This is a genomic window from Bacillus sp. NPDC094077 (genome assembly GCF_050279465.1).
Classification (GTDB): domain Bacteria; phylum Bacillota; class Bacilli; order Bacillales; family Bacillaceae_G; genus Bacillus_A.
The window spans coordinates 115,260-136,971 of sequence record NZ_JBNNUF010000011.1; the positions used below are offsets into that span (position 1 = coordinate 115,260).

19 protein-coding genes and 3 other annotated features are annotated in these 21,712 nt (G+C 36.2%); of the genes, 13 read left to right on the forward strand and 6 right to left on the reverse strand.

The features are described 5' to 3' along the window. Positions 1-8: 8 nt before the first annotated feature. Positions 9-1,643 (reverse strand): putative polysaccharide biosynthesis protein, encoded by a 1,635-nt coding sequence (locus ACQKNR_RS22490; protein WP_427320738.1) that lies wholly within the window; start codon positions 1,641-1,643, stop codon positions 9-11. 371 nt (positions 1,644-2,014) lie between these two features. Beyond that, positions 2,015-2,237: a binding site (T-box leader), on the forward strand. 297 nt (positions 2,238-2,534) lie between these two features. Between ACQKNR_RS22490 and ACQKNR_RS22495 the strand changes: the two genes are divergently transcribed. The 4 genes from ACQKNR_RS22495 to ACQKNR_RS22510 all read left to right on the forward strand — a co-directional run bounded on the left by ACQKNR_RS22495 (position 2,535) and on the right by ACQKNR_RS22510 (position 5,919). Continuing rightward, on the forward strand, positions 2,535-3,872 hold the full coding sequence (locus ACQKNR_RS22495; RefSeq protein ID WP_025148932.1) for a sodium-dependent transporter: 1,338 nt from the start codon (positions 2,535-2,537) through the stop codon (positions 3,870-3,872). A 308-nt stretch (positions 3,873-4,180) separates the two neighbouring features. Next, positions 4,181-4,444 (forward strand): CD3324 family protein, encoded by a 264-nt coding sequence (locus ACQKNR_RS22500; protein ID WP_002171359.1) that lies wholly within the window; start codon positions 4,181-4,183, stop codon positions 4,442-4,444. Positions 4,445-4,580: 136 nt separating this feature from the next. Next, the gene (locus ACQKNR_RS22505) at positions 4,581-5,222 is read left to right on the forward strand and encodes a FusB/FusC family EF-G-binding protein (protein WP_427320740.1); all 642 of its coding nucleotides are present in this window, start codon (positions 4,581-4,583) and stop codon (positions 5,220-5,222) included. A 166-nt stretch (positions 5,223-5,388) separates the two neighbouring features. After that, the gene (locus ACQKNR_RS22510; protein ID WP_427320742.1) at positions 5,389-5,919 is read left to right on the forward strand and encodes a cysteine hydrolase family protein; all 531 of its coding nucleotides are present in this window, start codon (positions 5,389-5,391) and stop codon (positions 5,917-5,919) included. A gap of 908 nt (positions 5,920-6,827) precedes the next feature. Here the strand turns inward: ACQKNR_RS22510 and msrA are convergent. Together msrA and ACQKNR_RS22520 are read right to left on the reverse strand one after the other, a co-directional pair. Continuing rightward, positions 6,828-7,364 (reverse strand): peptide-methionine (S)-S-oxide reductase MsrA, encoded by a 537-nt coding sequence (msrA, locus tag ACQKNR_RS22515; RefSeq protein WP_427320744.1) that lies wholly within the window; start codon positions 7,362-7,364, stop codon positions 6,828-6,830. Positions 7,365-7,454: 90 nt separating this feature from the next. After that, complete coding sequence (locus ACQKNR_RS22520) at positions 7,455-8,213, reverse strand: SDR family oxidoreductase (RefSeq protein WP_427320746.1); 759 nt, start codon at positions 8,211-8,213, stop codon at positions 7,455-7,457. Positions 8,214-8,471: 258 nt separating this feature from the next. Continuing rightward, positions 8,472-8,717 (forward strand) — a binding site (T-box leader). 67 nt (positions 8,718-8,784) lie between these two features. After that, positions 8,785-9,024: a binding site (T-box leader), on the forward strand. Positions 9,025-9,175: 151 nt separating this feature from the next. On the opposite strand from ACQKNR_RS22520, the gene ilvE reads away from it, so the two are divergent. Genes ilvE through ilvA form a run of 6 tightly spaced genes read left to right on the forward strand, consistent with a single transcriptional unit; the run spans position 9,176 to position 16,064 of the window. Continuing rightward, positions 9,176-10,075 (forward strand): branched-chain-amino-acid transaminase, encoded by a 900-nt coding sequence (ilvE, locus tag ACQKNR_RS22525; RefSeq protein ID WP_427320748.1) that lies wholly within the window; start codon positions 9,176-9,178, stop codon positions 10,073-10,075. 22 nt (positions 10,076-10,097) lie between these two features. Continuing rightward, positions 10,098-11,813 carry an acetolactate synthase large subunit gene (gene ilvB / locus ACQKNR_RS22530; protein WP_427320750.1) on the forward strand — a complete coding sequence of 572 codons (1,716 nt, stop codon included), beginning with the start codon at positions 10,098-10,100 and terminating at the stop codon, positions 11,811-11,813. Continuing rightward, positions 11,810-12,022 carry an ACT domain-containing protein gene (locus ACQKNR_RS22535; protein ID WP_427320752.1) on the forward strand — a complete coding sequence of 71 codons (213 nt, stop codon included), beginning with the start codon at positions 11,810-11,812 and terminating at the stop codon, positions 12,020-12,022. The genes ilvB and ACQKNR_RS22535 overlap by 4 nt, the downstream gene beginning before the upstream one ends. 14 nt (positions 12,023-12,036) lie before the next feature. Then, positions 12,037-13,050, forward strand: coding sequence for a ketol-acid reductoisomerase (gene ilvC / locus ACQKNR_RS22540; RefSeq protein ID WP_427320754.1), 1,014 nt, complete (start codon positions 12,037-12,039; stop codon positions 13,048-13,050). 46 nt (positions 13,051-13,096) lie between these two features. Then, positions 13,097-14,770, forward strand: a complete 1,674-nt coding sequence (ilvD, locus tag ACQKNR_RS22545) for a dihydroxy-acid dehydratase (protein WP_427320756.1) — start codon at positions 13,097-13,099, stop codon at positions 14,768-14,770. A gap of 31 nt (positions 14,771-14,801) precedes the next feature. After that, positions 14,802-16,064, forward strand: a complete 1,263-nt coding sequence (ilvA, locus tag ACQKNR_RS22550) for a threonine ammonia-lyase IlvA (RefSeq protein WP_427320758.1) — start codon at positions 14,802-14,804, stop codon at positions 16,062-16,064. 86 nt (positions 16,065-16,150) lie between these two features. Here the strand turns inward: ilvA and ACQKNR_RS22555 are convergent, their stop codons facing one another. Together ACQKNR_RS22555 and ACQKNR_RS22560 are read right to left on the reverse strand one after the other, a co-directional pair. Continuing rightward, entirely contained in the window at positions 16,151-16,378 is a 228-nt protein-coding gene (locus ACQKNR_RS22555) for a hypothetical protein (protein ID WP_427320760.1), read from the reverse strand. A 53-nt stretch (positions 16,379-16,431) separates the two neighbouring features. Beyond that, positions 16,432-17,535, reverse strand: a complete 1,104-nt coding sequence (locus ACQKNR_RS22560; protein ID WP_427320762.1) for a CapA family protein — start codon at positions 17,533-17,535, stop codon at positions 16,432-16,434. Between the two features lie 229 nt (positions 17,536-17,764). Between ACQKNR_RS22560 and ACQKNR_RS22565 the strand changes: the two genes are divergently transcribed. From ACQKNR_RS22565 to ACQKNR_RS22575, 3 genes are all read left to right on the forward strand, one after another. Then, positions 17,765-18,481, forward strand: a complete 717-nt coding sequence (locus ACQKNR_RS22565; protein WP_427320764.1) for a DUF554 domain-containing protein — start codon at positions 17,765-17,767, stop codon at positions 18,479-18,481. A gap of 18 nt (positions 18,482-18,499) precedes the next feature. Further along, the gene (locus ACQKNR_RS22570) at positions 18,500-19,360 is read left to right on the forward strand and encodes a GNAT family N-acetyltransferase (RefSeq protein WP_427320766.1); all 861 of its coding nucleotides are present in this window, start codon (positions 18,500-18,502) and stop codon (positions 19,358-19,360) included. Positions 19,361-19,527: 167 nt separating this feature from the next. Next, complete coding sequence (locus ACQKNR_RS22575) at positions 19,528-20,742, forward strand: multidrug efflux MFS transporter (protein WP_427320767.1); 1,215 nt, start codon at positions 19,528-19,530, stop codon at positions 20,740-20,742. A 44-nt stretch (positions 20,743-20,786) separates the two neighbouring features. On the opposite strand, the gene ACQKNR_RS22580 is transcribed toward ACQKNR_RS22575, so the two are convergent. Further along, on the reverse strand, positions 20,787-21,548 hold the full coding sequence (locus ACQKNR_RS22580; protein ID WP_427320769.1) for a DODA-type extradiol aromatic ring-opening family dioxygenase: 762 nt from the start codon (positions 21,546-21,548) through the stop codon (positions 20,787-20,789). Positions 21,549-21,712 lie beyond the last annotated feature (164 nt).

Consider the following 21,712-nt stretch of genomic DNA (forward strand, 5'->3'; position numbering starts at 1 on the left):
TCTTCTTTTTATTTTACTAATTTCCCTAGTACAGGTAAACGGTGAATACGATCACCGAGAATATGCGAAGCAAGTCCACTCGTTAATACGAATAAAAGATAAACAAGTCCTCCTGCAGCGCCACATATAAATACAATGAGCAGTGATTCGATATAAGATTGTCCAGGAATAATCCATTGTAAAATTGCTTTTAATGCAATTACAACAGCAGACATTGCTGCGGAGTATATCGTAATAAGGAATACAGTTTTTGCTGTTTCGCCAATTTTAAATTTCGCAAATTTAATGATGCAATACAACATAATAATATTCGAAACGAGGTATCCAAGAATTGTTCCAAGTACAGCACCGTGTCCACCAAATAAGTGTAAGAGTGGTGTGTTTACTAAGATTTTAACGAGAATACCGACTGAAAATGCAATCATTGTTTTTCTTTGATAATCAATGCCTTGTAATATAGCTGCAGAAACTGTAAAAATCGCACTTAATATAGCAGAAGGTGCAAATGAAATCAAATATTGTGACCCACCGAGTGCAATTTCAGGGTTCACATAAACCATACGGAATGCATCGTAAGCGATACTAGCTAAACCGAATGCAGCTGGGATAGTGAAGAATAACAATACTTGGAATATCTTTGAAATTTGTTCTTGTAATTCATCTAGTTTCCCGCCTGTGTAAGATTTCGTAATAGCCGGAATGATTGTTAATGAGAATCCAGTTGCAAGTGAAGCTGGAATCATAATTAATTTTTGTGCATAATTCGTTATATAAGCGAAAACTGCATTGGCGGTTTCTAAAGGCTCTCCCATCGCCCTAAGGACATCTGCAACCGTATATTGATCTACTAATGTATAGAGCGGGATTGCAATGCCTACAAAAACAATTGGAATTGCGTAACGTAGTAATTCCATATAAATATTTTTTAACGAAATATCGGATGCTCTCGTTTTTAGCTCGCCTTCAGGAGGTTTTAATCCATTATATTTTTTCCAGTACATCATTAAAATGGAGACGCTCGCAAGTGCCCCGATAACAGCGCCAAATGTAGCAACTGCAACAGAAGAAGCTACGGAACCACCTAATAGTTTTGAGACGATAAAACTACCGACTAAAATGAAAACGACACGTGCAATTTGTTCTACGACTTGAGAAACGGCACTTGGCTTCATATGTTGAAAGCCTTGGAAATAACCACGTGTAACACTCATAGCTGGTACGATAATAAGCGCGAAACTTAATGCTCGCATCGTAAGTGTTACGTCGGCAATAAATTTTGGATCTGGCGTTTTAGAACGAATAATAAATTGTGATATGTAAGGGGCTCCAATAAATAAAATTAAAAATCCTAAAAAGCCCATAAATAGCATCAATTTTACGCTAGAGTTATATAATTTTTTACTTGTACTATAATCACCAAGCGCATTATGTTTTGCAACAAATTTGGAGACGGCAATAGGGATACCAGCTGTTGAAAAGCTTAATAAAATACCGTACCAAGAGTATGCATATCCGTATAAAGCGACCCCTTGCGTTCCAACTAATAATTGAAAAGGGAAGAAGTATATAAAACCTAAAATTCGTGAAATCATTGTTGCACCACTTAATAAAGCAGTGCCTTTTAAAACTTTTGAAGTGGACAAAATCCTTTCCTCCTACTCGTGCTGTCTTGCATTCATCCCGCATTAACGGGCAGTAAGACTCCCACCTCAAAATGCGACTGGAGCAAAGAAGTTAGGGGGAGATCAACTGCCCGTAAACGCCCGATTGGTTCAACTAATAATCAATGGGGGATGAACAAAACCCCCACTGATTAAAGTTTCACTTTATCGTATACTACTATAAACCTGTTAGAGAAGTTAATACAGTATAAACCATAAATGTTCTAATACTATTCATACAAAAGTCATATTTTGAATTTTTAAATAGAATGTAATACATAAAAATTCAAAATATGAGTTGACACTATTTTTAATGTATGATAAAAATGATAGTAATCAATTCGGAAAATAATATTTGGGCAATGAAAGGGTATAGTAGTGAAAATCTTCCTATTTCAGAGAGCTGATGGTTGGTGTGAATCAGTATATAGATTATTCATGAAGTTCGTCCTGGAGCATCTTTCATAAATCTCACATTATGAGGAAATGGAAGACGGTAGTTTATACCGTTATCAAATAAAGTGGTGAAGATTATTTCACAACTAGGGTGGTACCGCGATATTTATCGTCCCTACGTATTTACGTAGGGACGTTTTTTATTTAGGTCCTAACTTTGTTGTGTCTTCATAACTAGGGTGGTACCGCGATATTTTATCGTCCCTACGTATTTGCGTAGGGACGTTTTTATTTAGGTCTTACTTTTGTTATATCTTCATAACTAGGGTGGTACCGCGATATTTTTGTCGTCCCTACGTATTTACGTAGGGGCGTTTTTTATTAGGGAGGAAGTGAACGTATTAGAAAAGAGTATGGATCGAACAATATAAATACCGAATTGTAAAACAGAAAAAGATAAAGAGAGGAGATTGGCAAATGAATTCACAGCAATGGACATCGAAATTAGGTTTCATATTAGCTGCAGCAGGTTCAGCAATTGGTCTTGGGGCGATTTGGAAGTTCCCGTATATGGCCGGCATTGGAGGAGGCGGAGCGTTCTTCCTTATTTTCATCGGTTTCACATTATTAATTGGATTACCGCTATTATTAGCCGAATTCGTTATCGGAAGAAGTACACAAAAAGAGGCCGTTGATGCTTATAGAGAAATCGCACCGAAAACGTTATGGCCGTGGTTAGGTAAATTAGGGATTGTAACTTGTTTCATATTACTTTCTTTCTACAGTGTTGTAGGAGGTTGGATTTTATTATATTTATGGAATGCAATTACAGGTAGACTATGGGAAGGAAACGGGGCGTATGAAGCTACGTTCGGTGAAATCATTTCCAATCCGTATTTAGCAGTCGGATCACAGCTATTATTCATCCTTATTACTATTTTTATCGTAAGTAAAGGCGTGCAAAATGGTGTTGAAAAAGTAAATAAATATTTCATGCCGGCACTATTTGTTTTATTCTTTGTATTAATCGTTCGTGCACTTACATTAGACGGTGCTGGAGAAGGGGTGCGTTTCTTCTTACAACCTGATTTCTCAAATGTGACGTCAGAAATTATTTTATATGCGATGGGGCAATCGTTCTTCTCACTATCTGTCGGTGTAGCCGTTATGGTAACGTATAGCTCATACTTACCGAAAGAAGAAAGTTTACCGCGTTCAGCATTTTCTATTGTTGCTTTGACGCTCGTTATTACTTTACTTGCAGGACTTGCAATTTTCCCAGTTGTGTTCGCATTTGGAATGGAACCATCTCAAGGACCGGGACTATTATTTATCGTATTACCAGCTATTTTCAGTAAAATGGCGTTCGGAAAATTATTCTTCATCGTTTTCTTATTACTATTCTTCTTTGCTACTATTACATCAGCAATTTCGATGTTAGAAATTAGCGTTGCGTCATTAACATCAAAAGGTAAAGGGAAACGCGAAAAAATGGCCTTAATAGTTGGGTTATTAATCTTCGTTGTTGGTGTACCATCAGCATTATCATTCGGGATTTTAAGTGATCTCAAGATTTTTGGAAAGACTGTCTTTGATTTAGCAGATTATGCGGTTAGTAACGTATTAATGCCACTAGGCGTATTATTGGTTTCCATCTTCGTTCCTTTAAAAATGAAGAAAGATGTATTAATGAAAGAACTTGGCGTAAGTAAAAATAAAGGCTATAAACTATTCGTATTATGGTTATTCTTACTTCGCTATATTGCACCAATTGCGATTATTATCGTATTCTTAAATGTATTAGGAATCATTTAATCTAAAGCGCTAGTCTATCGTTTTAACGAAAGGCTAGCGCTTTTTCTTTAAGAAAACATGGAAGATGCAAGGTGAGAGGATTTGTCATATAATAAAATGCAAAAGGTATATTAGGAGGTGTTTATATGGCGATTATAATTCAATTGCCAGACACTGCAGCGTCTCATGCAAAGCCAAGTATGGAAATGGCGATACTTTGCGTGAGGTAGACAAGTAATATACAATCGCCCAAATGAGCTCGTATCATTTTTTATATTTGGCTTTGCACCTTATTGAAATGAACCATAAAAAATAAGGGGCGAGCAGAAATGAAATATGTAAAAGCTGCGACTGTTTTACCAGAAAGTTTAATTATTGAAATTCAAAAGTATGTACAAGGTGAAACAATTTACATTCCAAAACAAGAAACAGAACATTATAAATGGGGTACACAATCTGGAGGAAGAAAGCAATTGGATGAACGAAATAAAGCAATTAAGGATGCGTTTAAAAGTGGAATTGCTATTCATCAACTTGCTGAAAAGTATTTTCTGTCCGGAGAAACGATTAAGAAAATCGTGTATTCTAAATAAGGACGCCGCCTCTAATGGGAAAATTAGAGGCGGTTTTGTTATGTAAAGTTCTTTTGTAAATCGTCTTTTACATACCGTAAAACATGATTATTGTATACAATGATACTAGATCAACAATTTGTATGGAGTGATAAAGATGGAAGCTTTTATTAGAAGTGATCAATATAATTTTATAAAATCACAAGCTTATATTTTAGCGAACGGGCATGCGACAGCAAATGATAGAGGTGTAATTGCGGCATTAAAATCGCTCGCTATGGAGAAAGTAATCGGTGTTTTTGAAAATTTAAATGAGGAACAAAAAGAACTAATTGATACGGTATTAGAAGTTGAAAATAGAGAAGGTGCAGAATCGTTTTTACTAAAAATAAATCCGTATGTAATACCATTTCAGGAAGTTACAGCACAAACGTTAAAAAAATTATTCCCTAAGGCGAAAAAATTAAAGCTTCCTGATATGGAAGAACTGGATATGAAAGAAATATCTTATTTAAGCTGGATTGATAAGGGGTCAAGTAGAAAATTTATTATAGCGAAAAATGATAAAAATAAGTTTGTTGGTCTGCAGGGAACATTTCAAAGTTTAAATAAAAAAAGTATTTGTTCATTATGTCATGGGCATGAAGAAGTAGGGATGTTTTTAGTTGAAATTAAAGGTGATGTACCAGGAACTTTCGTTAAAAAAGGAAATTATATTTGCAAAGATGGTGTAGCTTGTAATCATAATATGAAATCGCTTGATAAATTACAGGATTTTATTGAGAGATTAAAGAAGTAAATAGAAATAGTAAACCTCTAGTTAATAAACTGGAGGTTTTATTTTTGCACCAGAACCGGTATTAGTGTGTATACTTGGAAATTTTGGAGACATTAAATATGCAAAACTTTGTAGTTTACATATTTTTCGCTTTTGTATTTTGGGAACAAGTGTTAGGAGGGTATTTATGATGAAAAGCTGTACAGCACTTCTTATTATTGATGTACAAGTAGGTTCATTTGAAGAGAGAAAAGTTCTATATAATGAAATGGAATTATTAAGAGTTATTCGATTATTGATTTCTAAAGCCCGTTCTGCTTCAGCCCCTATTTTTTATATGAAATTTAACGGGAAGTCTGGTTCCGCGCTTAAACAAGGGACACCTGGGTGGGAAATTCATAAATCTATTGCTCCAGCAACAGGAGATGTTGTTCTTGAGAAGAATCACCCGGATTCTTTTCATAAAACGGGTCTTCAACAAGCGCTGGAAATGAGGAATATAAAACGAATTGTTATAGCAGGAATTCAATCTGAAATTTGCGTAGATGCAACATGCAGGCGCGCGTACAGCTTAGGATATGACGTTACTCTTGTAGGGAATGGACATAGTACATATAATTCTACAGTATTATCAGCGTCTCAAATCATTAAGCATCATAACGAGATAATCGGTCAATGGTTTGCTTGTGTAAAAAGTGCGGAAAATATAGATTTTTAATAAAGATTTGGTTTTAGAAGCATTCCCACAACTATTATTTTTCTCAAGGTTATTAAAACAAGAACTGGACAACATGGAGAATTTTATTAAATGCTCTTAATGGAGTATTGGCATTTTAAATGAGATCAACGTCAAGAGGCATTAGAAAAAGCAGAACAATAATATTAAATTGGCTGTCATTCGCAGGAATTTAAGCCTTGCACTTATGACTATTTGGTTGAGCGATCGATATGTTGTGCTGAAACGCCAATATATCTTAAACAGGAGCTCTCTTTATCAAGAGAGCTCCTGTTCTTATTTCTTCTTCTTTTCTGTCGGTTGGCTTTGTTTAGCGAAATTAGATGAATCATCGAAATTCGGTTGCTTTTTACCCGCATTATTACTTCTACCTTTTCCCATATGTAATGCACCTCCCCTCACCCTTACTATTCCCAATAAAAAAATCCTTTTGCATCCAAAAGAATTTTTTATTGACTCTTATTAATAATGCCCAACTGTTCCCGTAGTACTTCCAGCTCTGCCATACCATATTGCATGTTTTTGACCATGGTGTTGATGTTGGCCATGAATTAGTCATATATAATATGTATCATCCCTTATTTTTTATGACTTTTTACGATTTAGGTCTTAATAATATAAAAACATTGCAAATTTAATTCAAAGCTACACTTGTTATAAAAGTAGGTGCGGATAAGTTTAAATTTTTAAAATGGTCAATAAAACAAAGGAAATCTTGAATATATATTGTTGCATATCAGGATGGATTGGAGTTGACATGGCTAATAAAAATAATAGAGTAAAAAATGAAATAATACTTTGGGCATTAACAACAATTGTGCTTTTAATCATATGGCATTTATTCGAAAGATAAAATCGCATCGTACCTTTAAAAGCACGATGCGATTTTATTATTTTTTATGCCAGTTTTTGTTAATAAAGTCTTCACGACCAGATTCTTTTTGCTCGGTAGCATACTTCTCAGGATTTTTTTTATAGAAATGTTGATGGTATTCCTCTGCCTCATAAAAAGGTGCAGATGGACGAATTTCAGTCACGATTGGATCTTTAAACATACCACTTTCTGCAAGAGTTTGCTTTGATTTTTCAGCAAGTTCTTTTTGTGTTTCGTTATGATAAAAGATTGCAGTGCGATAAGATGGACCACGGTCGAAAAATTGTCCGCCATCATCAGTTGGATCGATTTGTGGCCAATATAAATCTAATAATTTTTGATAAGGAAAAATAGAAGGATCGAATGTAATTTGTACAACTTCTAAATGGCCAGATGTTTCAGCCTTTACTTGTTCGTATGTTGGATTTTCTATGTGACCTCCCGCATAACCAGAAATAACTTTTTGAATACCAGGAAGCTCATCAAATGGTTTTACCATGCACCAAAAGCAACCACCTGCGAAGGTTGCGAGTTCGTATGTTTTTTCGGACATTGCTGTAATCCTCCTAAATGTATATGTTTTATATAGTATTATATAAATTGTTTTATTACGCAATAAAAAAGATTCGAAAATATATGTTTTTTATAAACAAGATCCTCCACTCACATCAATTAATTGTCCAGTAACCCAGCGACTGTCTGGAGAAGCAAGAAATGCAGCAGTATCGGCAATGTCTTCTACTTCACCTAAGCGATTGAAAGCGGAAATATTAGTAGCGTACTGTTTCATCATTGGATCGCTCAAGAGTTCCGCATTCATATCTGTTTTGATAAAGCCTGGAAGAATTGCATTCACCGTTATTCCTCTTGCTCCAAGCTGTTTTGCTAACGTAAAAGTCATTGTATTAATAGCACCTTTCGTCATACTATATGCAACAAAATCAGGTAAAGAAATGCGGGTGGCAGCGGATGAAATATTAATAATTCTGCTATTGTCACGTAAACGAGATAGAGCTTGTTGAATGATAAAGAATGGTGCTTTTGCATTTACTGAAACAATTCTATCAAAAAATTGTTCAGTCGTTTCTTCAATAAAAGCACCAGGACCAATTCCAGCATTGTTTATTAAAATATCAAATTGTGTTCCACCAGTTCTTTTTTGTAATTCGTTATCTAAAGAACTATAAAGGTTTTCTACACCATGTAAAGATTCAAGATTTGCACCGATAGAAAAAGCTGAGCCACCATTTGATTGAATTTCATGAACAGTTTCTTCAGCATCTTCTTTTCGATTTCCATAATGAACAGCAACTAATGCACCGTCGTTTGCTAAACGTTTTGCGATAGCACGTCCAATTCCTCGGCTTGCTCCTGTAACTAATGCCACTTTTCCTTTTAACATAGTTTTCTCATCTCCTCATAAATTTTATATGTTTTTAAGGTGTTTTTCTTTATGTAGTAACGCGAACATACTTAAGTAATATATGAGTATGTGTAAGAAGTTCATTCCGATTTTGTTTTGAGAAAAAATAAATAGACTTCTCGTAAATGGATTGAATTTTAATTTTTTTCAAAAAATATGTTGACAATGAAAAGAACAACGTCCTATAATACGTTTAACAAATAAAAGTTAATTAAGAATTTTCTAACTTTATATTTTGTATATGCAAAGAAGAGGAAAGTAGATGATTATGATCGTTTCAGAGAGCTACTCCATGGCTGTGAGAGTAGTAACAATCGAATCATTGAAGATCACCTCGGAGCATCGCTTGCGAAAGGGAAACTGAGTAGAGGGCGGCGGCATCGTCTCCGGTAAAAGGACGGGGGTCTGATTGGACCTACAGAGCTTATATTTCGTGAGAAGTGTAAGGAAGCTGAGTGGTAACGCGAAACTCTCGCCTCAGCAATCAAAGCTACTAAATTGTAGTAGTTGATTGCTGGGGCGAGAGTTTTTATTTTAAACAATAGAATAAAAGAATGTGTTGAAGAGGAGAGTAAATGATATAGATTGTTTCAGAGAGCTGCCCCAAGGCTGTGAGGGTGGTAACAATTCAATCATTGAAGATCACCTCGGAGCACTACTTTTGAAAACTAGTAAAAAGTAGCGGAGTTGTTTCCGATAGAAAAACAAAAGTCTAATTGGACTTGCAGAGCTTATATTTCGTGAGAAGTGTAAGGAAGCTGAGTGGTACCACGATTCCCTCGTCTCAGCAATGGATTGCTACAAGTATGTAACGAATCGATTGTTGTGACGAGTATATTTTTAAGTTTATTATACTGAATATTCTGTTAAAAATACTCATCTCAGCAATCGATATAGAAAGAGGTTGCAAAAATAGAAAGAAAAAAGAGGAGCGATGTGAGATGGGAAACCAGTACATTTATATGAATGGGGAATTTGTAGAAAAAGAAAAGGCAGTTGTTTCAGTATATGATCACGGTTTTTTATACGGAGACGGTGTATTTGAAGGGATTCGCAGTTACGGAGGAAATGTATTTTGTTTAAAAGAACATGTGAAACGATTATATGAATCAGCGAAATCTATTTTACTTACAATTCCAATGACGGTAGAAGAAATGGAAGGTGCAATTTTACAAACACTTCAAAAAAATGAATACGCGGATGCCTACATTCGATTAATTGTCTCAAGAGGAAAAGGTGACTTAGGGCTTGATCCGAGAAGTTGTGTGAAACCGAGCGTAATTATCATTGCAGAACAATTAAAGTTATTCCCTCAGGAATTTTATGATAATGGGCTAAACGTTGTATCTGTGGCTTCAAGACGTAATACGCCAGATGCTTTAGACCCACGTATTAAGTCAATGAATTACTTAAATAACGTACTTGTGAAAATTGAAGCGGCACAAGCAGGAGTGCTAGAGGCTCTTATGTTAAATCAACAAGGATATGTATGTGAAGGGTCTGGAGATAATGTTTTCATTGTGAAAGATGGAAAAGTGTTAACACCTCCTTCGTATTTAGGGGCGCTAGAAGGTATTACGAGAAATAGTGTTATCGAGTTATGTGAGCGTCTTAATATTCCGTGTGAGGAAAGGCCATTTACTCGCCATGACGTATATGTAGCAGATGAAGTGTTCTTAACGGGAACGGCAGCAGAGTTAATCCCAGTTGTCAAAGTTGATTCAAGAGAAATTGGTGATGGGAAACCAGGAAGTGTAACGAAACAATTAACTGAAGAATTTAAAAAGTTAACGAGAGAAAGAGGAGTACGTGTTCCAGGACTTGCAGAGAGCTTAGCGTAGAACAGGAGAGGAGTTAATCGAAATGGAGGAACAGTATACAACATGTGAGAAATTACAGTGTGAAGAAGTGACAGGTGCCGGACATGTTATTCAATGTTTGAAGAAATTAGGTGTAACGACCATTTTCGGTTATCCAGGCGGAGCGATTTTGCCAGTATATGATGCGTTATATGGAAGTGGTTTGAAGCACGTTTTAACTCGTCATGAACAAGCTGCCATTCATGCGGCAGAAGGATATGCAAGAGCTTCTGGAAAGGTCGGGGTAGTCTTTGCTACCTCTGGCCCAGGGGCGACGAATTTAGTTACGGGCTTAGCAGATGCTTATATGGATTCGATTCCTTTAGTTGTCATTACAGGGCAAGTTGCAACGCCTTTAATCGGTAAAGATGGATTTCAAGAAGCTGATGTTGTCGGAATTACAGTACCTGTAACGAAACATAATTACCAAGTCCGTGATGTAAATCATTTGTCACGCATTGTGCAAGAAGCTTTTTATATCGCTGAAAGTGGGCGGCCGGGACCGGTATTAATTGATATTCCGAAAGATGTTCAAAATGCAAATGTAACAAGTTTCTTTAATGAAGAAATTGAGATTCCAGGCTACAAACCAGAACTTGTACCAGACAGTATGAAACTTAGAGAGGTAGCTAAGGCAATTTCAAAAGCAAAACGCCCACTTCTTTACATCGGAGGAGGTGTCATTCATTCAGGTGGATCCGATGAACTCTTCGAATTCGCAAGGGAGAATCGTATTCCAGTCGTTTCAACCTTAATGGGGCTTGGTGCATATCCGCCAGGAGATCCATTGTTTTTAGGAATGCTCGGTATGCATGGGACATATGCTGCGAACATGGCGGTAACAGAATGTGATTTACTACTTGCTTTAGGTGTTCGCTTTGATGATCGTGTAACAGGAAAGTTAGAACTTTTTTCTCCGTATTCAAAAAAAGTACATATTGATATTGATACATCTGAACTTCATAAAAATATAACAGTCGAATATCCAATTGTTGGAGATGTGAAAAGGGCATTACGTATGCTAAATAAATTGCCTACTTATATAGAAACAACTACATGGCTTGCGAAAGTAAAGGAGTGGCAAGCAGAACATCCGCTGTCATATAGGCAAACAGAATCAGAGCTAAAACCACAACATGTTATCAATTTAGTGAGTGAATTAACGAGTGGTGAAGCGATTGTTACGACAGAAGTAGGGCAGCACCAGATGTGGGCCGCACATTTTTATAAAGCGAAAAAACCACGAACTTTTCTTACATCAGGTGGATTAGGAACAATGGGATTCGGTTTCCCGGCAGCTATTGGTGCTCAGCTTGCTAAAGAAAAAGAGCTTGTCATATGTATTGCGGGTGATGCTTCTTTCCAAATGAACATTCAAGAACTACAAACAATTGCCGAACATAATATCCCTGTAAAAGTATTTATTATAAATAACAAATTTTTAGGGATGGTAAGACAATGGCAGGAGATGTTTTATGAAAATCGCTTGTCAGAATCAAAAATTGGATCGCCAGACTTTGTAAAAGTCGCAGAGGCATATGGTGTAAAAGGGCTAAGAGCAACAAATGCATCCGAGGCGAAAAAGGTGATGTTAGAAGCCTTCGCACACGAAGGTCCTGTCGTAGTTGACTTTTGTGTAGAAGAAGGAGAAAACGTATTTCCGATGGTGCCACCCAATAAAGGGAATAACGAAATGATTATGAAGAGGTGGGAAGAATGACTCATACTTTTTCACTAGTTATTCATAACGATCCGAGCGTGTTATTACGTATAAGTGGTATTTTTGCTCGGCGTGGTTATTATATTTCTTCATTAAATTTAAGTGAACATGAAATGAAGTTAACAGCAATTTGTACAGAACAGGAAGCGACATTACTCGTTAGTCAGTTGGAAAAATTAATCAATGTATTACAAGTAAACAAATTATAAGGAGTGTATGGAATATGAAAACTTATTATGAGAAAGATGCAAATTTAGAGTTATTACAAGGGAAAACAGTTGCGGTAGTCGGTTATGGATCACAAGGTCATGCACAAGCGCAAAATTTACGTGATTCTGGTGTGGAAGTTGTAGTTGGTGTTCGTCCTGGTAAGTCGTATGAAGTAGCGAAAGCAGATGGATTTGAAGTAATGTCTGTTGCAGAAGCGGTTCGAACCGCACAAGTTGTACAAATGTTATTACCGGATGAGCAACAAGCGTATGTTTATAAAACGGAGGTAGAAGAAAATCTTTGTGAAGGACAAATGTTACTTTTCTCACATGGTTTTAATATTCACTTCGGACAAATTAATCCGCCAAGTTACGTAGACGTAGCGATGGTCGCGCCAAAAAGTCCAGGTCATCTCGTTCGCCGTGTATTCCAAGAAGGGAATGGTGTTCCGGCATTAGTCGCAGTGCATCAAGATGCAACAGGAACAGCGTTACATGTAGCACTTTCGTATGCAAAAGGAGTAGGTTGTACACGCGCAGGTGTAATTGAAACGACATTTCAAGAAGAAACGGAGACAGACTTATTCGGTGAGCAAGCGGTACTTTGCGGTGGGGTAACCGCACTTGTAAAAGCTGGTTTTGAAACATTAACGGAAGGTGGATACCGTCCTGAAATTGCATACTTTGAATGTTTGCATGAATTAAAGTTAATTGTCGATTTAATGTACGAAGGTGGATTAACAAATATGCGTCATTCTATTTCGGATACGGCAGAGTTTGGAGATTATGTAACAGGATCGAGAATTGTTACAGATGAAACGAAGAAGGAAATGAAGCGTGTTCTTGCAGAAATTCAGCAAGGTGAATTCGCGAAGAAATGGATTTTAGAAAATCAAGCAGGACGTCCAACGTATAATGCGATGAAAAAAGCAGAACAAAATCATCAATTAGAAAAGGTAGGAGCTGAGCTTCGTGAAATGATGAGCTGGATTAACGAGCCAGAAAAGAAAACGTTAGTAAAGAAATAGATTGAGAGATTATAAGTGAAAAATACGTAAGAGGGGATTTGACAAGATGAGAAGTGACATGATTAAAAAAGGTTTTGATAAGGCTCCACATCGTAGTTTATTAAAAGCAACTGGTTTAAAAGATGAAGATTTTGATAAACCGTTTATAGCAATTTGTAATTCTTTTATTGAAATTATTCCAGGGCATAAACACTTGAACGAGTTTGGCAAACTTGTAAAAGAAGCAGTACGTGCAGCAGGTATGGTCCCATTTGAATTTAATACAATTGGAGTAGATGACGGTATTGCAATGGGCCATATTGGTATGCGTTATTCGCTTCCGAGTCGTGAAATTATTGCAGATTCAGTAGAAACGGTTGTAAATGCACACTGGTTTGACGGCATGATTTGTATTCCAAACTGTGACAAAATTACACCCGGTATGATGATGGCGGCTCTTCGTATTAACATTCCAACTGTGTTTGTTTCAGGTGGACCGATGGCAGCAGGAAAAACATCTAAAGGAGAAGTTGTCGATTTGAGTTCCGTTTTTGAAGGGGTAGGAGCTTATCAATCTGGGAAAATTTCAGAAGAAGAATTAAAGGATATTGAAGATCATGGCTGTCCATCTTGTGGTTCTTGTTCTGGCATGTTTACAGCGAACTCTATGAACTGTTTATGTGAAGTGTTAGGTTTAGCCCTTCCTGGTAATGGGAGTATTTTAGCGATTGACCCTAGACGTGAAGAGTTAATTAAACAAGCAGCAGAAAAATTAAAAGTTTTAATTGAAAGAGATATTAAACCGCGTGATATCGTGACAGAAGAGGCAATTGATGATGCATTTGCACTTGATATGGCGATGGGTGGTTCAACAAATACAGTGTTGCATACATTAGCGCTCGCACAAGAGGCGGGACTAGATTATGATATGAGCCGAATTGATGCCGTTTCAAGACGTGTACCGCATTTATGTAAAGTAAGTCCAGCTTCTAACTGGCATATGGAAGATATTGATCGAGCGGGCGGAATTAGTGCAATCTTGAAAGAGATGAGTAGAAAAGAAGGGGTACTTCATTTAGACCGTATTACGGCTACTGGGCAAACATTAAGAGAAAACATTGCTCATGCAGAGATTAAAGATAAGGAAGTTATTCATTCTCTCGAAAACCCTCATAGTGAAGAGGGAGGCTTACGTATTTTAAAAGGAAATCTAGCGAAAGATGGAGCGGTTATTAAAAGCGGAGCAACCGAAGTAAAACGATTTGAGGGACCTTGCGTTATTTTTAATTCACAAGATGAGGCACTTGCCGGCATTATGCTTGGGAAAGTAAAAAAAGGAGATGTAGTTGTCATTCGTTATGAAGGGCCAAGAGGCGGACCGGGTATGCCTGAAATGTTAGCACCAACATCAGCAATTGCTGGTATGGGATTAGGTGCTGAGGTTGCATTATTAACGGATGGACGTTTCTCAGGTGCCTCACGTGGTATTTCGGTAGGACATATTTCACCAGAAGCAGCTGCGGGTGGAACAATCGCACTACTTGAACAAGGGGATATTGTATGTATTGATGTTGAGGAACGCTTGCTAGAAGTAAGAGTGAGTGATGAGGAATTAGAAAAACGTAAAAAAGAATGGAAACGACCAGAACCGAAAGTGAAAACGGGATGGCTTGGACGATACTCTCAGATGGTAACATCGGCGAATACAGGTGCAGTTTTAAAGGTGCCGAATTTTGATTGAGTCAAAATAAAAGAGATAAGGATGGTAGAAAATGGTGCAAAATGTGAAGGAGAGAGTGAAGATTGAAGATATCCTTATGGCTCATAACTGTATGAAGGATATCGTCATGAAAACGCCCTTGCAACGAGATAAGGTTTTATCTGAAAAATACGAATGTGAGGTGTATATTAAACGAGAAGATTTGCAAGTGATTCGTTCTTTCAAAATTCGCGGTGCATACAATTTAATTCAAAGTTTGTCGAAAGAACAATTACAAAATGGTGTTGTTTGTGCAAGTGCTGGCAATCATGCACAAGGAGTTGCGTATACGTGTAATTTATTAAATATTCCATCGAAAATCTTTATGCCAACAACGACACCAAAACAGAAAGTATCACAAGTTCAATTTTTTGGTGGTAGCTTTGCAGAAATCATGTTAGTTGGTGATACATTTGATGGTGCTTTTCAAGAAGCACAGCGCTATTGTGAGGGAAATAGGATGACATTTGTGCATCCGTTTGATGATCCGTATGTGATTGCAGGGCAAGGAACGGTAGCTGTTGAAATTATGCACGATATGGATAAGGCAGTTGATTATCTCTTTACAGCAATCGGCGGTGGTGGATTAGCATCGGGTGTAGGTACATATGTGAAAGGTGTTAGTCCAGCTACAAAGGTCATTGGTGTAGAACCGATGGGGGCTGCATCTATGAAAGAGGCTTTTCTTCAAAACGAAAATGTAGCATTAGAGAAAATAGATAGTTTTGTTGATGGAGCAGCTGTCAAAAAAGCAGGGAAGTTAACATTTGAAACTTGTAAAGATGTCATTGATGACATTGTTTTAGTACCAGAGGGAAAGGTTTGTACGACGATTTTAGAATTGTATAAGAAAAATGCAATTGTAGCTGAACCTGCTGGAGCGCTTTCTATTGCAGCGCTTGATCTATACAGAGATGAAATAAGAGGAAAAACAGTTGTATGTACGTTGAGTGGTGGAAATAATGATATTGATAGAATGCAAGAAATGAAAGAACGTTCGCTCATTTATGAAGGACTAAAGCATTACTTCATCATTGAATTCCCGCAGCGTTCGGGAGCGCTAAGAGAATTTCTTGATAAAGGATTAGGGCCAGAAGATGATATAACACGATTTGAGTACATTAAGAAACATAATAAAGAAAATGGTCCAGCACTAGTCGGAGTAGAATTAAAACATAAAGAAGATTATGAGCAATTAATTACTCGTTTTAAAGAAAATAATATTCAATTTGTGGAGCTTAATAAAAATCCTGTTTTGTTTGATTTGCTTATTTAGTAGAAAAAATAAACATGTAACTTTATTTGAAATGAAAAAAGATAGATACAAGCAAGGGAAATACTGCTTGTTCTATCTTTTTATAGTTAAATTAAATACTCCCCATATTCAAGAAGGATAAAGCTAGTTAACCAAAAAAATATCGCAATACGAATGATTACGTACATTGTAAATTCAAAGGGAGAAAGTTTTCTTTCTTCCTTTATTTTTCTTAGTAGTCTAATAGAAAAAAAGGAACATAAAAGCAGAACTGCTATAGATATTTTATATACGTTTCCTATCAGACTTATATTTTCTAATAAGTTTTTCAGCATGCTCATCACCTATTCTGTAATGTATGTTACAGAGAAAAGGATCTCGTGCTGTTTTAGTTGCGTTTGTTTATTATTTTCCCAGTAGCATTAATTTCTACATCAGTTGAAATCGTTTGTAAATATTGTAGAGCTTTTTTCTTTTCCTCCTCATTTACAGGGGAAACTTGGTTGTTGCGAATGATGTAAGGATTGAATGACATTTGGACATCTTTTCCTTTAAAGGTTAAAGTTAAGACGCCAGTTTCGGCGCTTTTTCCATTCACATAACTTGGGAATAAAAAGTTACCTAATGAGTAAGCGATAGGAACTTTATTATAATACTCAAATCCTTGTAACCAGTGCGGGTGACTTCCGACAATAGCATCAGCCCCTGCTTCAACCATTTTTGGTACATATTGTTTTTGGTATTCTACCGGACGATTTGATTTTTCAACGCCCCAATGCATATAGACGATTAAATAGTCTGCATCTTGTTTTTGCTCTTTAATTGTTTTTGTTACAAGATTTAAATCATAACCATTTGCAACGCCAGGTTTATTGTCACCAGCTACCCAATTAGAATCAGGCATAAATCGAACGAAGGAAAGGAATTTGAATTTTTTCCCTTTTACAGTGATTTCTCGTGCTGTATATGCATCTTTTGCATTTTTTCCGGCTCCAATGTAAGGGAACTTTAACTTTTCTACGTGAGAGATGGTATCTAATAATCCATCTTGCCCATAATCAAGTGTATGGTTATTCCCAATATTTACGATGTCATATCCAGTGTTTTTAATAGCTTGTAGTGTAGATGGATCACTTTTAATCCAAAACAGTTGCCCAGGTGCTTTCTTTTCTCTCGTTGTAAATGCCGACTCTAAATTAACAAAAGAAATATCAGCTTTTGTTATTTCTTCTTTTACATGTTGGAATGGGTAATCAGCCCCATTTTTTTCGATTACAGGACGTAATTGCCAATCGAACATTGTATCACCAGAGAAGGTGAGTGTAATCTCAGGGTCTTCTATTTTCTTTTCGCTTTTTGAAGCTGTTTTACTCGATGTGTTTTTTATATCGGGTTTGTCTTTCGCTTTTGAAATAAAAGAGTAATTGATTAATAAAACAATTGGTGTAATGAAAATGGCTATTAACAGAAATCGTTTTAGTAAAGTTTTCATATATACCTTCCCTTTTGAGTTTATCCCGCTATTGAAAACTTCCGCAATTAGATTAAAATCAATCCACTAAAGGGAGTTATCGAAATATGTATAGTTATAAAAAAACGGGTTATAGAAGTGAAAATCATTTGTTAATATTCACAATATTAAGTTAACATATAGATAACCTGTAAATCAATGTGTAAACCAAAATATAGAAATAAAGAATTCGAAGGGTGAAGAATGAGAAATGGTTATATTAGGAGCAGTTGTAAATGGGATTTGTATTATATTTGGTACTTTACTTGGCAAATTATTTAGTACAATTCCAGAGAGTATGAAAGGGACGATAATGCACGCGATTGGTTTAGCGGTTACTGTACTTGGACTTCAAATGGCATTAAAAAGTGAAAACTTTCTTGTTGTGATACTAAGTTTAGTTATTGGTACGGTAATCGGGGAATGGCTACAATTAGAAGAAAAGTTAAAACGTTTAGGGGATTGGTTAGAAAATAAAGTTGGATCGGAAGGGAAAGGAAGCATATCAGAAGGATTTGTAACAGCTACTCTTATTTTTGCAATTGGCGCAATGGGGATACTTGGTGCATTGGACAGTGGGATTCGCGGAAATCATGATATTTTATTCACAAAGGCGATTATCGATGGATTCATTTCTATTATATTAACGACAACTCTAGGAATTGGCGTAGTATTTTCAGCGATTCCAGTTATTTTATATGAGGGAGGTATTGCCATTTTTGCAACACAGATCAATAGTTTTGTCCCGAAAGAATTAATGAATCAATTTATAGTGGAAATGACAGCTACGGGCGGTATTATGATATTCGCCATTGGATTAAACTTACTTGGATTTATTAAAATTAAAGTGGCGAATTTACTTCCAGGTATATTGGTGGTTGGAATAATTGTTTCAATTATTTATGGTTACGGCTTGTTAGTAAAGTAGTAGAGGATGGAGATGCGTATGGAGGAATTTCAATTTACAAAACGTGTACATAAAATGTTGGAGATTGCAGCAAAAGAGACTGAATGTTATATCATTCAGCCAGTTCATCTGTTTATCGGCATGTGTAAAGAAGGTACTGGAGTTTGCGGCGAGTTATATATGTATTTGTTTCGTAAAGTGGGTGCGGATTTTTTAAAAGAACTTTCGTTACAAAAAATATTTGATTTAAATGATCAAGAGTATATAAAAATAGGGGAATATAAATTATCTTGTAAGACGCTAGAAATTTTACAAATAGCGAAGAAACGTATGGAACGTTTTCAGCAAGTATTAATCAATGAAGGACATGTTATATATGCATTATTTCGTGTAGATACTGTTATTGACAAAGCTATACATACACAAATGCAAAAAGATGTATTACGTATTACAGCTGAACCAAGAGATTTAGCGGTTGATTTAAAAAACTTTATTCCGATTTATAATAATTTAGCTTGTAATGTTAGAAGAGCTAGTTTTTCAGATTTTGAAAAATTAGTACGTTTTGTTAGGGATGAATTTGGTAAACGTTGGTTACATTCAATAGATTATGGATTTCGCACATATAAAGAAAATTTACCTATTTATATAGCTGAACAAGAAGAAGTGATAGTAGGTTTCGCTTGTTACGATGTAGTGAGAGGAAAGAAAGCATTGTTTGGTCCGATGGGTACAGCGAGACAAAATCGTGTGAAAGGGGTAGGGAGGGAATTGTTGCATCATTGTTTGTATAATATGAAGCAAGATGGATATGAATATGCAATTATTGGACAAGCGGGTCCGATTGAGTTTTATGAGCGATGTTGTCATGCTCGTTTAATACCGATAGAAGATAATTGACCAACTCCATATAGGGGAGTTGGTTTTATTATGAAAAAAATGTGGAATTTAAGTGGTTTTTGCTAGGAAATAGCGGGATTTGTAATTAATATTACGCGTAAAGCAAATTACTAAACTTTTTACAAAAAAAGGTGTAGAATGGGTATCGAATGAAAGAAGGTGTGAAAATGGCCAACTGGAAACGAAATTTAATGATTTGTTGGCTAGGTTGTTTTACCACTGCAGCCGGTATGAGTTTAGTAATTCCTTTTTTATCTTTTTATATTGAGGAATTAGGGGTGACTGGCACTTCTAGTATTGCACAGTGGTCGGGACTTGCATTTGGTGTAACATTTCTAATGGGTGCGATTGTATCACCGATATGGGGAAAGCTTGGTGATATACATGGACGGAAATTGATGCTTATTCGTGCTAGCCTTGGCATGGCGATTATTATGACGCTTATGGGGTTTGTAACGGACGTGTATCAACTAGTCGCACTAAGATTTTTGATGGGAGCAGTATCTGGTTTCCTTTCAACGGCGATGACATTTATTGCAGCAGAAACTCCGAAAGAGCATTCAGGTTGGGCAATCTCTACAATTTCAACTGGTGGCGTGAGCGGCTCTTTACTTGGGCCATTACTTGGAGGATATTTGTCTGAGTTAATTGGAATGCGCCATGTCTTTCTTGTTACAGGAGCTTTTTTATTCCTTTCCTTCCTCATCGTCTTTTTCTTCCTACATGAAGAAAATCAATCTGCTCAAGCAAAAAAGGTACAGCAAAAAAAAGTATGGACGATGGTCCCAGCAAAACATTTAATTATTAGTTTATTTGTAACAACATTTATTATTCAACTTGCGAATATGTCTGTTCAGCCAATTGTTACATTGTACGTGAAAAATTTAGTTGGCCCTCATACAGCACATATTGAAACAATTGCGGGCGCAGTTATGTCAGCGACAGGATTAGCAGTTATTTTAGCAGCGCCTAAATTAGGAAGATTATCAGATCATATAGGTCCTCAAAAAACGTTAGTAGTAGCATTGTTTGCTGCAGGAATTATTTTTATCCCGCAAGCATTTGTAACCTCAGCTTGGCAACTATTAATTCTTCGCTTTTTATTAGGAATCGCACAAGCAGGATTATTACCTTCCGTACAAACTCTACTAAAACAACATACACCAACCCATGTTACGGGACGAATATTTGGATATAATCAGTCGTTTCAGTTTTTAGGAAATATGATTGGTCCAGTGCTCGGGGGACAAATTGCAGCTCATGCAGGCTTCCAATATGTTTTCTTCTCTACATCATCATTATTATTCATTGCGTGTATTTGGGTTTATTTCCATAATAAGAACGAAGAGGTATCGGAGAAACAACATTTGGAAGTTAGTTAACTTAGTGAAAAAGGATGAGGCAATATTTGCTTCATCCTTTTTCACTAAAATTGAAGGCAAAGATAACTTAATGTACCAAGCTCGTAACTACGGTGAATGACTTCGCCGTTATTTACACCACTTCCCATTGCGATAAATAAAGGAACAAAATGCTCTGCTCTTGGTACTGCTAATTGTGCATGAGGCGCATTGTTCTCCCAATTAAACAATACATCTTTATCGTTAGTCTGCATATGTTTTATAATCCAATCATCAAATTCAATTGCCCATTTTTCAGGGGTAGTTTGATTCCATTTTAAGGCTCGTAAATTATGAACAGTAACTCCGCTGCCGATTACTAAAATACCTTCTTGTCCAAGTCCTTTTAGTGCTTCTCCAATTTCAAATTGTTCTTTCGCAGGAAGGAATGGATTTACTGATATTTGTACGACAGGAATATTTGCTTCTGGATACATGCGATGCAGGAGTGTCCATGAACCATGATCTAAACCTCTCGTCATATTATGATGGACTGGAATACCTTTGTTTTTAAATTTTGTTTCTAGCATAGAGGCAATGCTAGAAGAGCCTTTCGCCTGATATTTGATTTCGTATAACTCAGGGGGAAAACCTCCAAAATCATAAATTGTTTCATATTCATCATCTGATGAGGAGATTGTTAATACTTCACTTTCCCAGTGAGCGGTAAAAATAACAATTGCTTTCGGTTTAAATGTTTCTCCAAGTGTTTTTAAAAAACGTGTATAATCTGTATCTTGAATAGCAAGCATTGGTGAACCATGTGCTAAAAATAGTGATGGCATCATAATAGAAACCTCCTAAAAATATTTTAATTACTTTATGTTAGTAACTATATAATTTTATTTTAAATCCGTCAAGACAATAGTTGGAAAGATAATAAAAAATAAGGCATTTGTCATAATGGAAGCAATTGCATATAATACATAATAAGAAAAATGAATCCACATTC

Bases quoted from the DNA above. Each gene is read 5' to 3' on its own strand.
- ACQKNR_RS22495 (WP_025148932.1), top strand. From the start codon at position 2,535: ATGAATTCACAGCAATGGACATCGAAATTAGGTTTCATATTAGCTGCA.
- ACQKNR_RS22500 (WP_002171359.1), top strand. From the start codon at position 4,181: ATGAAATATGTAAAAGCTGCGACTGTTTTACCAGAAAGTTTAATTATT.
- ACQKNR_RS22505 (WP_427320740.1), top strand. From the start codon at position 4,581: ATGGAAGCTTTTATTAGAAGTGATCAATATAATTTTATAAAATCACAA.
- ACQKNR_RS22510 (WP_427320742.1), top strand. From the start codon at position 5,389: ATGATGAAAAGCTGTACAGCACTTCTTATTATTGATGTACAAGTAGGT.
- msrA (WP_427320744.1), bottom strand. From the start codon at position 7,364: ATGTCCGAAAAAACATACGAACTCGCAACCTTCGCAGGTGGTTGCTTT.
- ACQKNR_RS22520 (WP_427320746.1), bottom strand. From the start codon at position 8,213: ATGTTAAAAGGAAAAGTGGCATTAGTTACAGGAGCAAGCCGAGGAATT.
- ilvE (WP_427320748.1), top strand. From the start codon at position 9,176: ATGGGAAACCAGTACATTTATATGAATGGGGAATTTGTAGAAAAAGAA.
- ilvB (WP_427320750.1), top strand. From the start codon at position 10,098: ATGGAGGAACAGTATACAACATGTGAGAAATTACAGTGTGAAGAAGTG.
- ACQKNR_RS22535 (WP_427320752.1), top strand. From the start codon at position 11,810: ATGACTCATACTTTTTCACTAGTTATTCATAACGATCCGAGCGTGTTA.
- ilvC (WP_427320754.1), top strand. From the start codon at position 12,037: ATGAAAACTTATTATGAGAAAGATGCAAATTTAGAGTTATTACAAGGG.
- ilvD (WP_427320756.1), top strand. From the start codon at position 13,097: ATGAGAAGTGACATGATTAAAAAAGGTTTTGATAAGGCTCCACATCGT.
- ilvA (WP_427320758.1), top strand. From the start codon at position 14,802: ATGGTGCAAAATGTGAAGGAGAGAGTGAAGATTGAAGATATCCTTATG.
- ACQKNR_RS22555 (WP_427320760.1), bottom strand. From the start codon at position 16,378: ATGCTGAAAAACTTATTAGAAAATATAAGTCTGATAGGAAACGTATAT.
- ACQKNR_RS22560 (WP_427320762.1), bottom strand. From the start codon at position 17,535: ATGAAAACTTTACTAAAACGATTTCTGTTAATAGCCATTTTCATTACA.
- ACQKNR_RS22565 (WP_427320764.1), top strand. From the start codon at position 17,765: ATGGTTATATTAGGAGCAGTTGTAAATGGGATTTGTATTATATTTGGT.
- ACQKNR_RS22570 (WP_427320766.1), top strand. From the start codon at position 18,500: ATGGAGGAATTTCAATTTACAAAACGTGTACATAAAATGTTGGAGATT.
- ACQKNR_RS22575 (WP_427320767.1), top strand. From the start codon at position 19,528: ATGGCCAACTGGAAACGAAATTTAATGATTTGTTGGCTAGGTTGTTTT.
- ACQKNR_RS22580 (WP_427320769.1), bottom strand. From the start codon at position 21,548: ATGATGCCATCACTATTTTTAGCACATGGTTCACCAATGCTTGCTATT.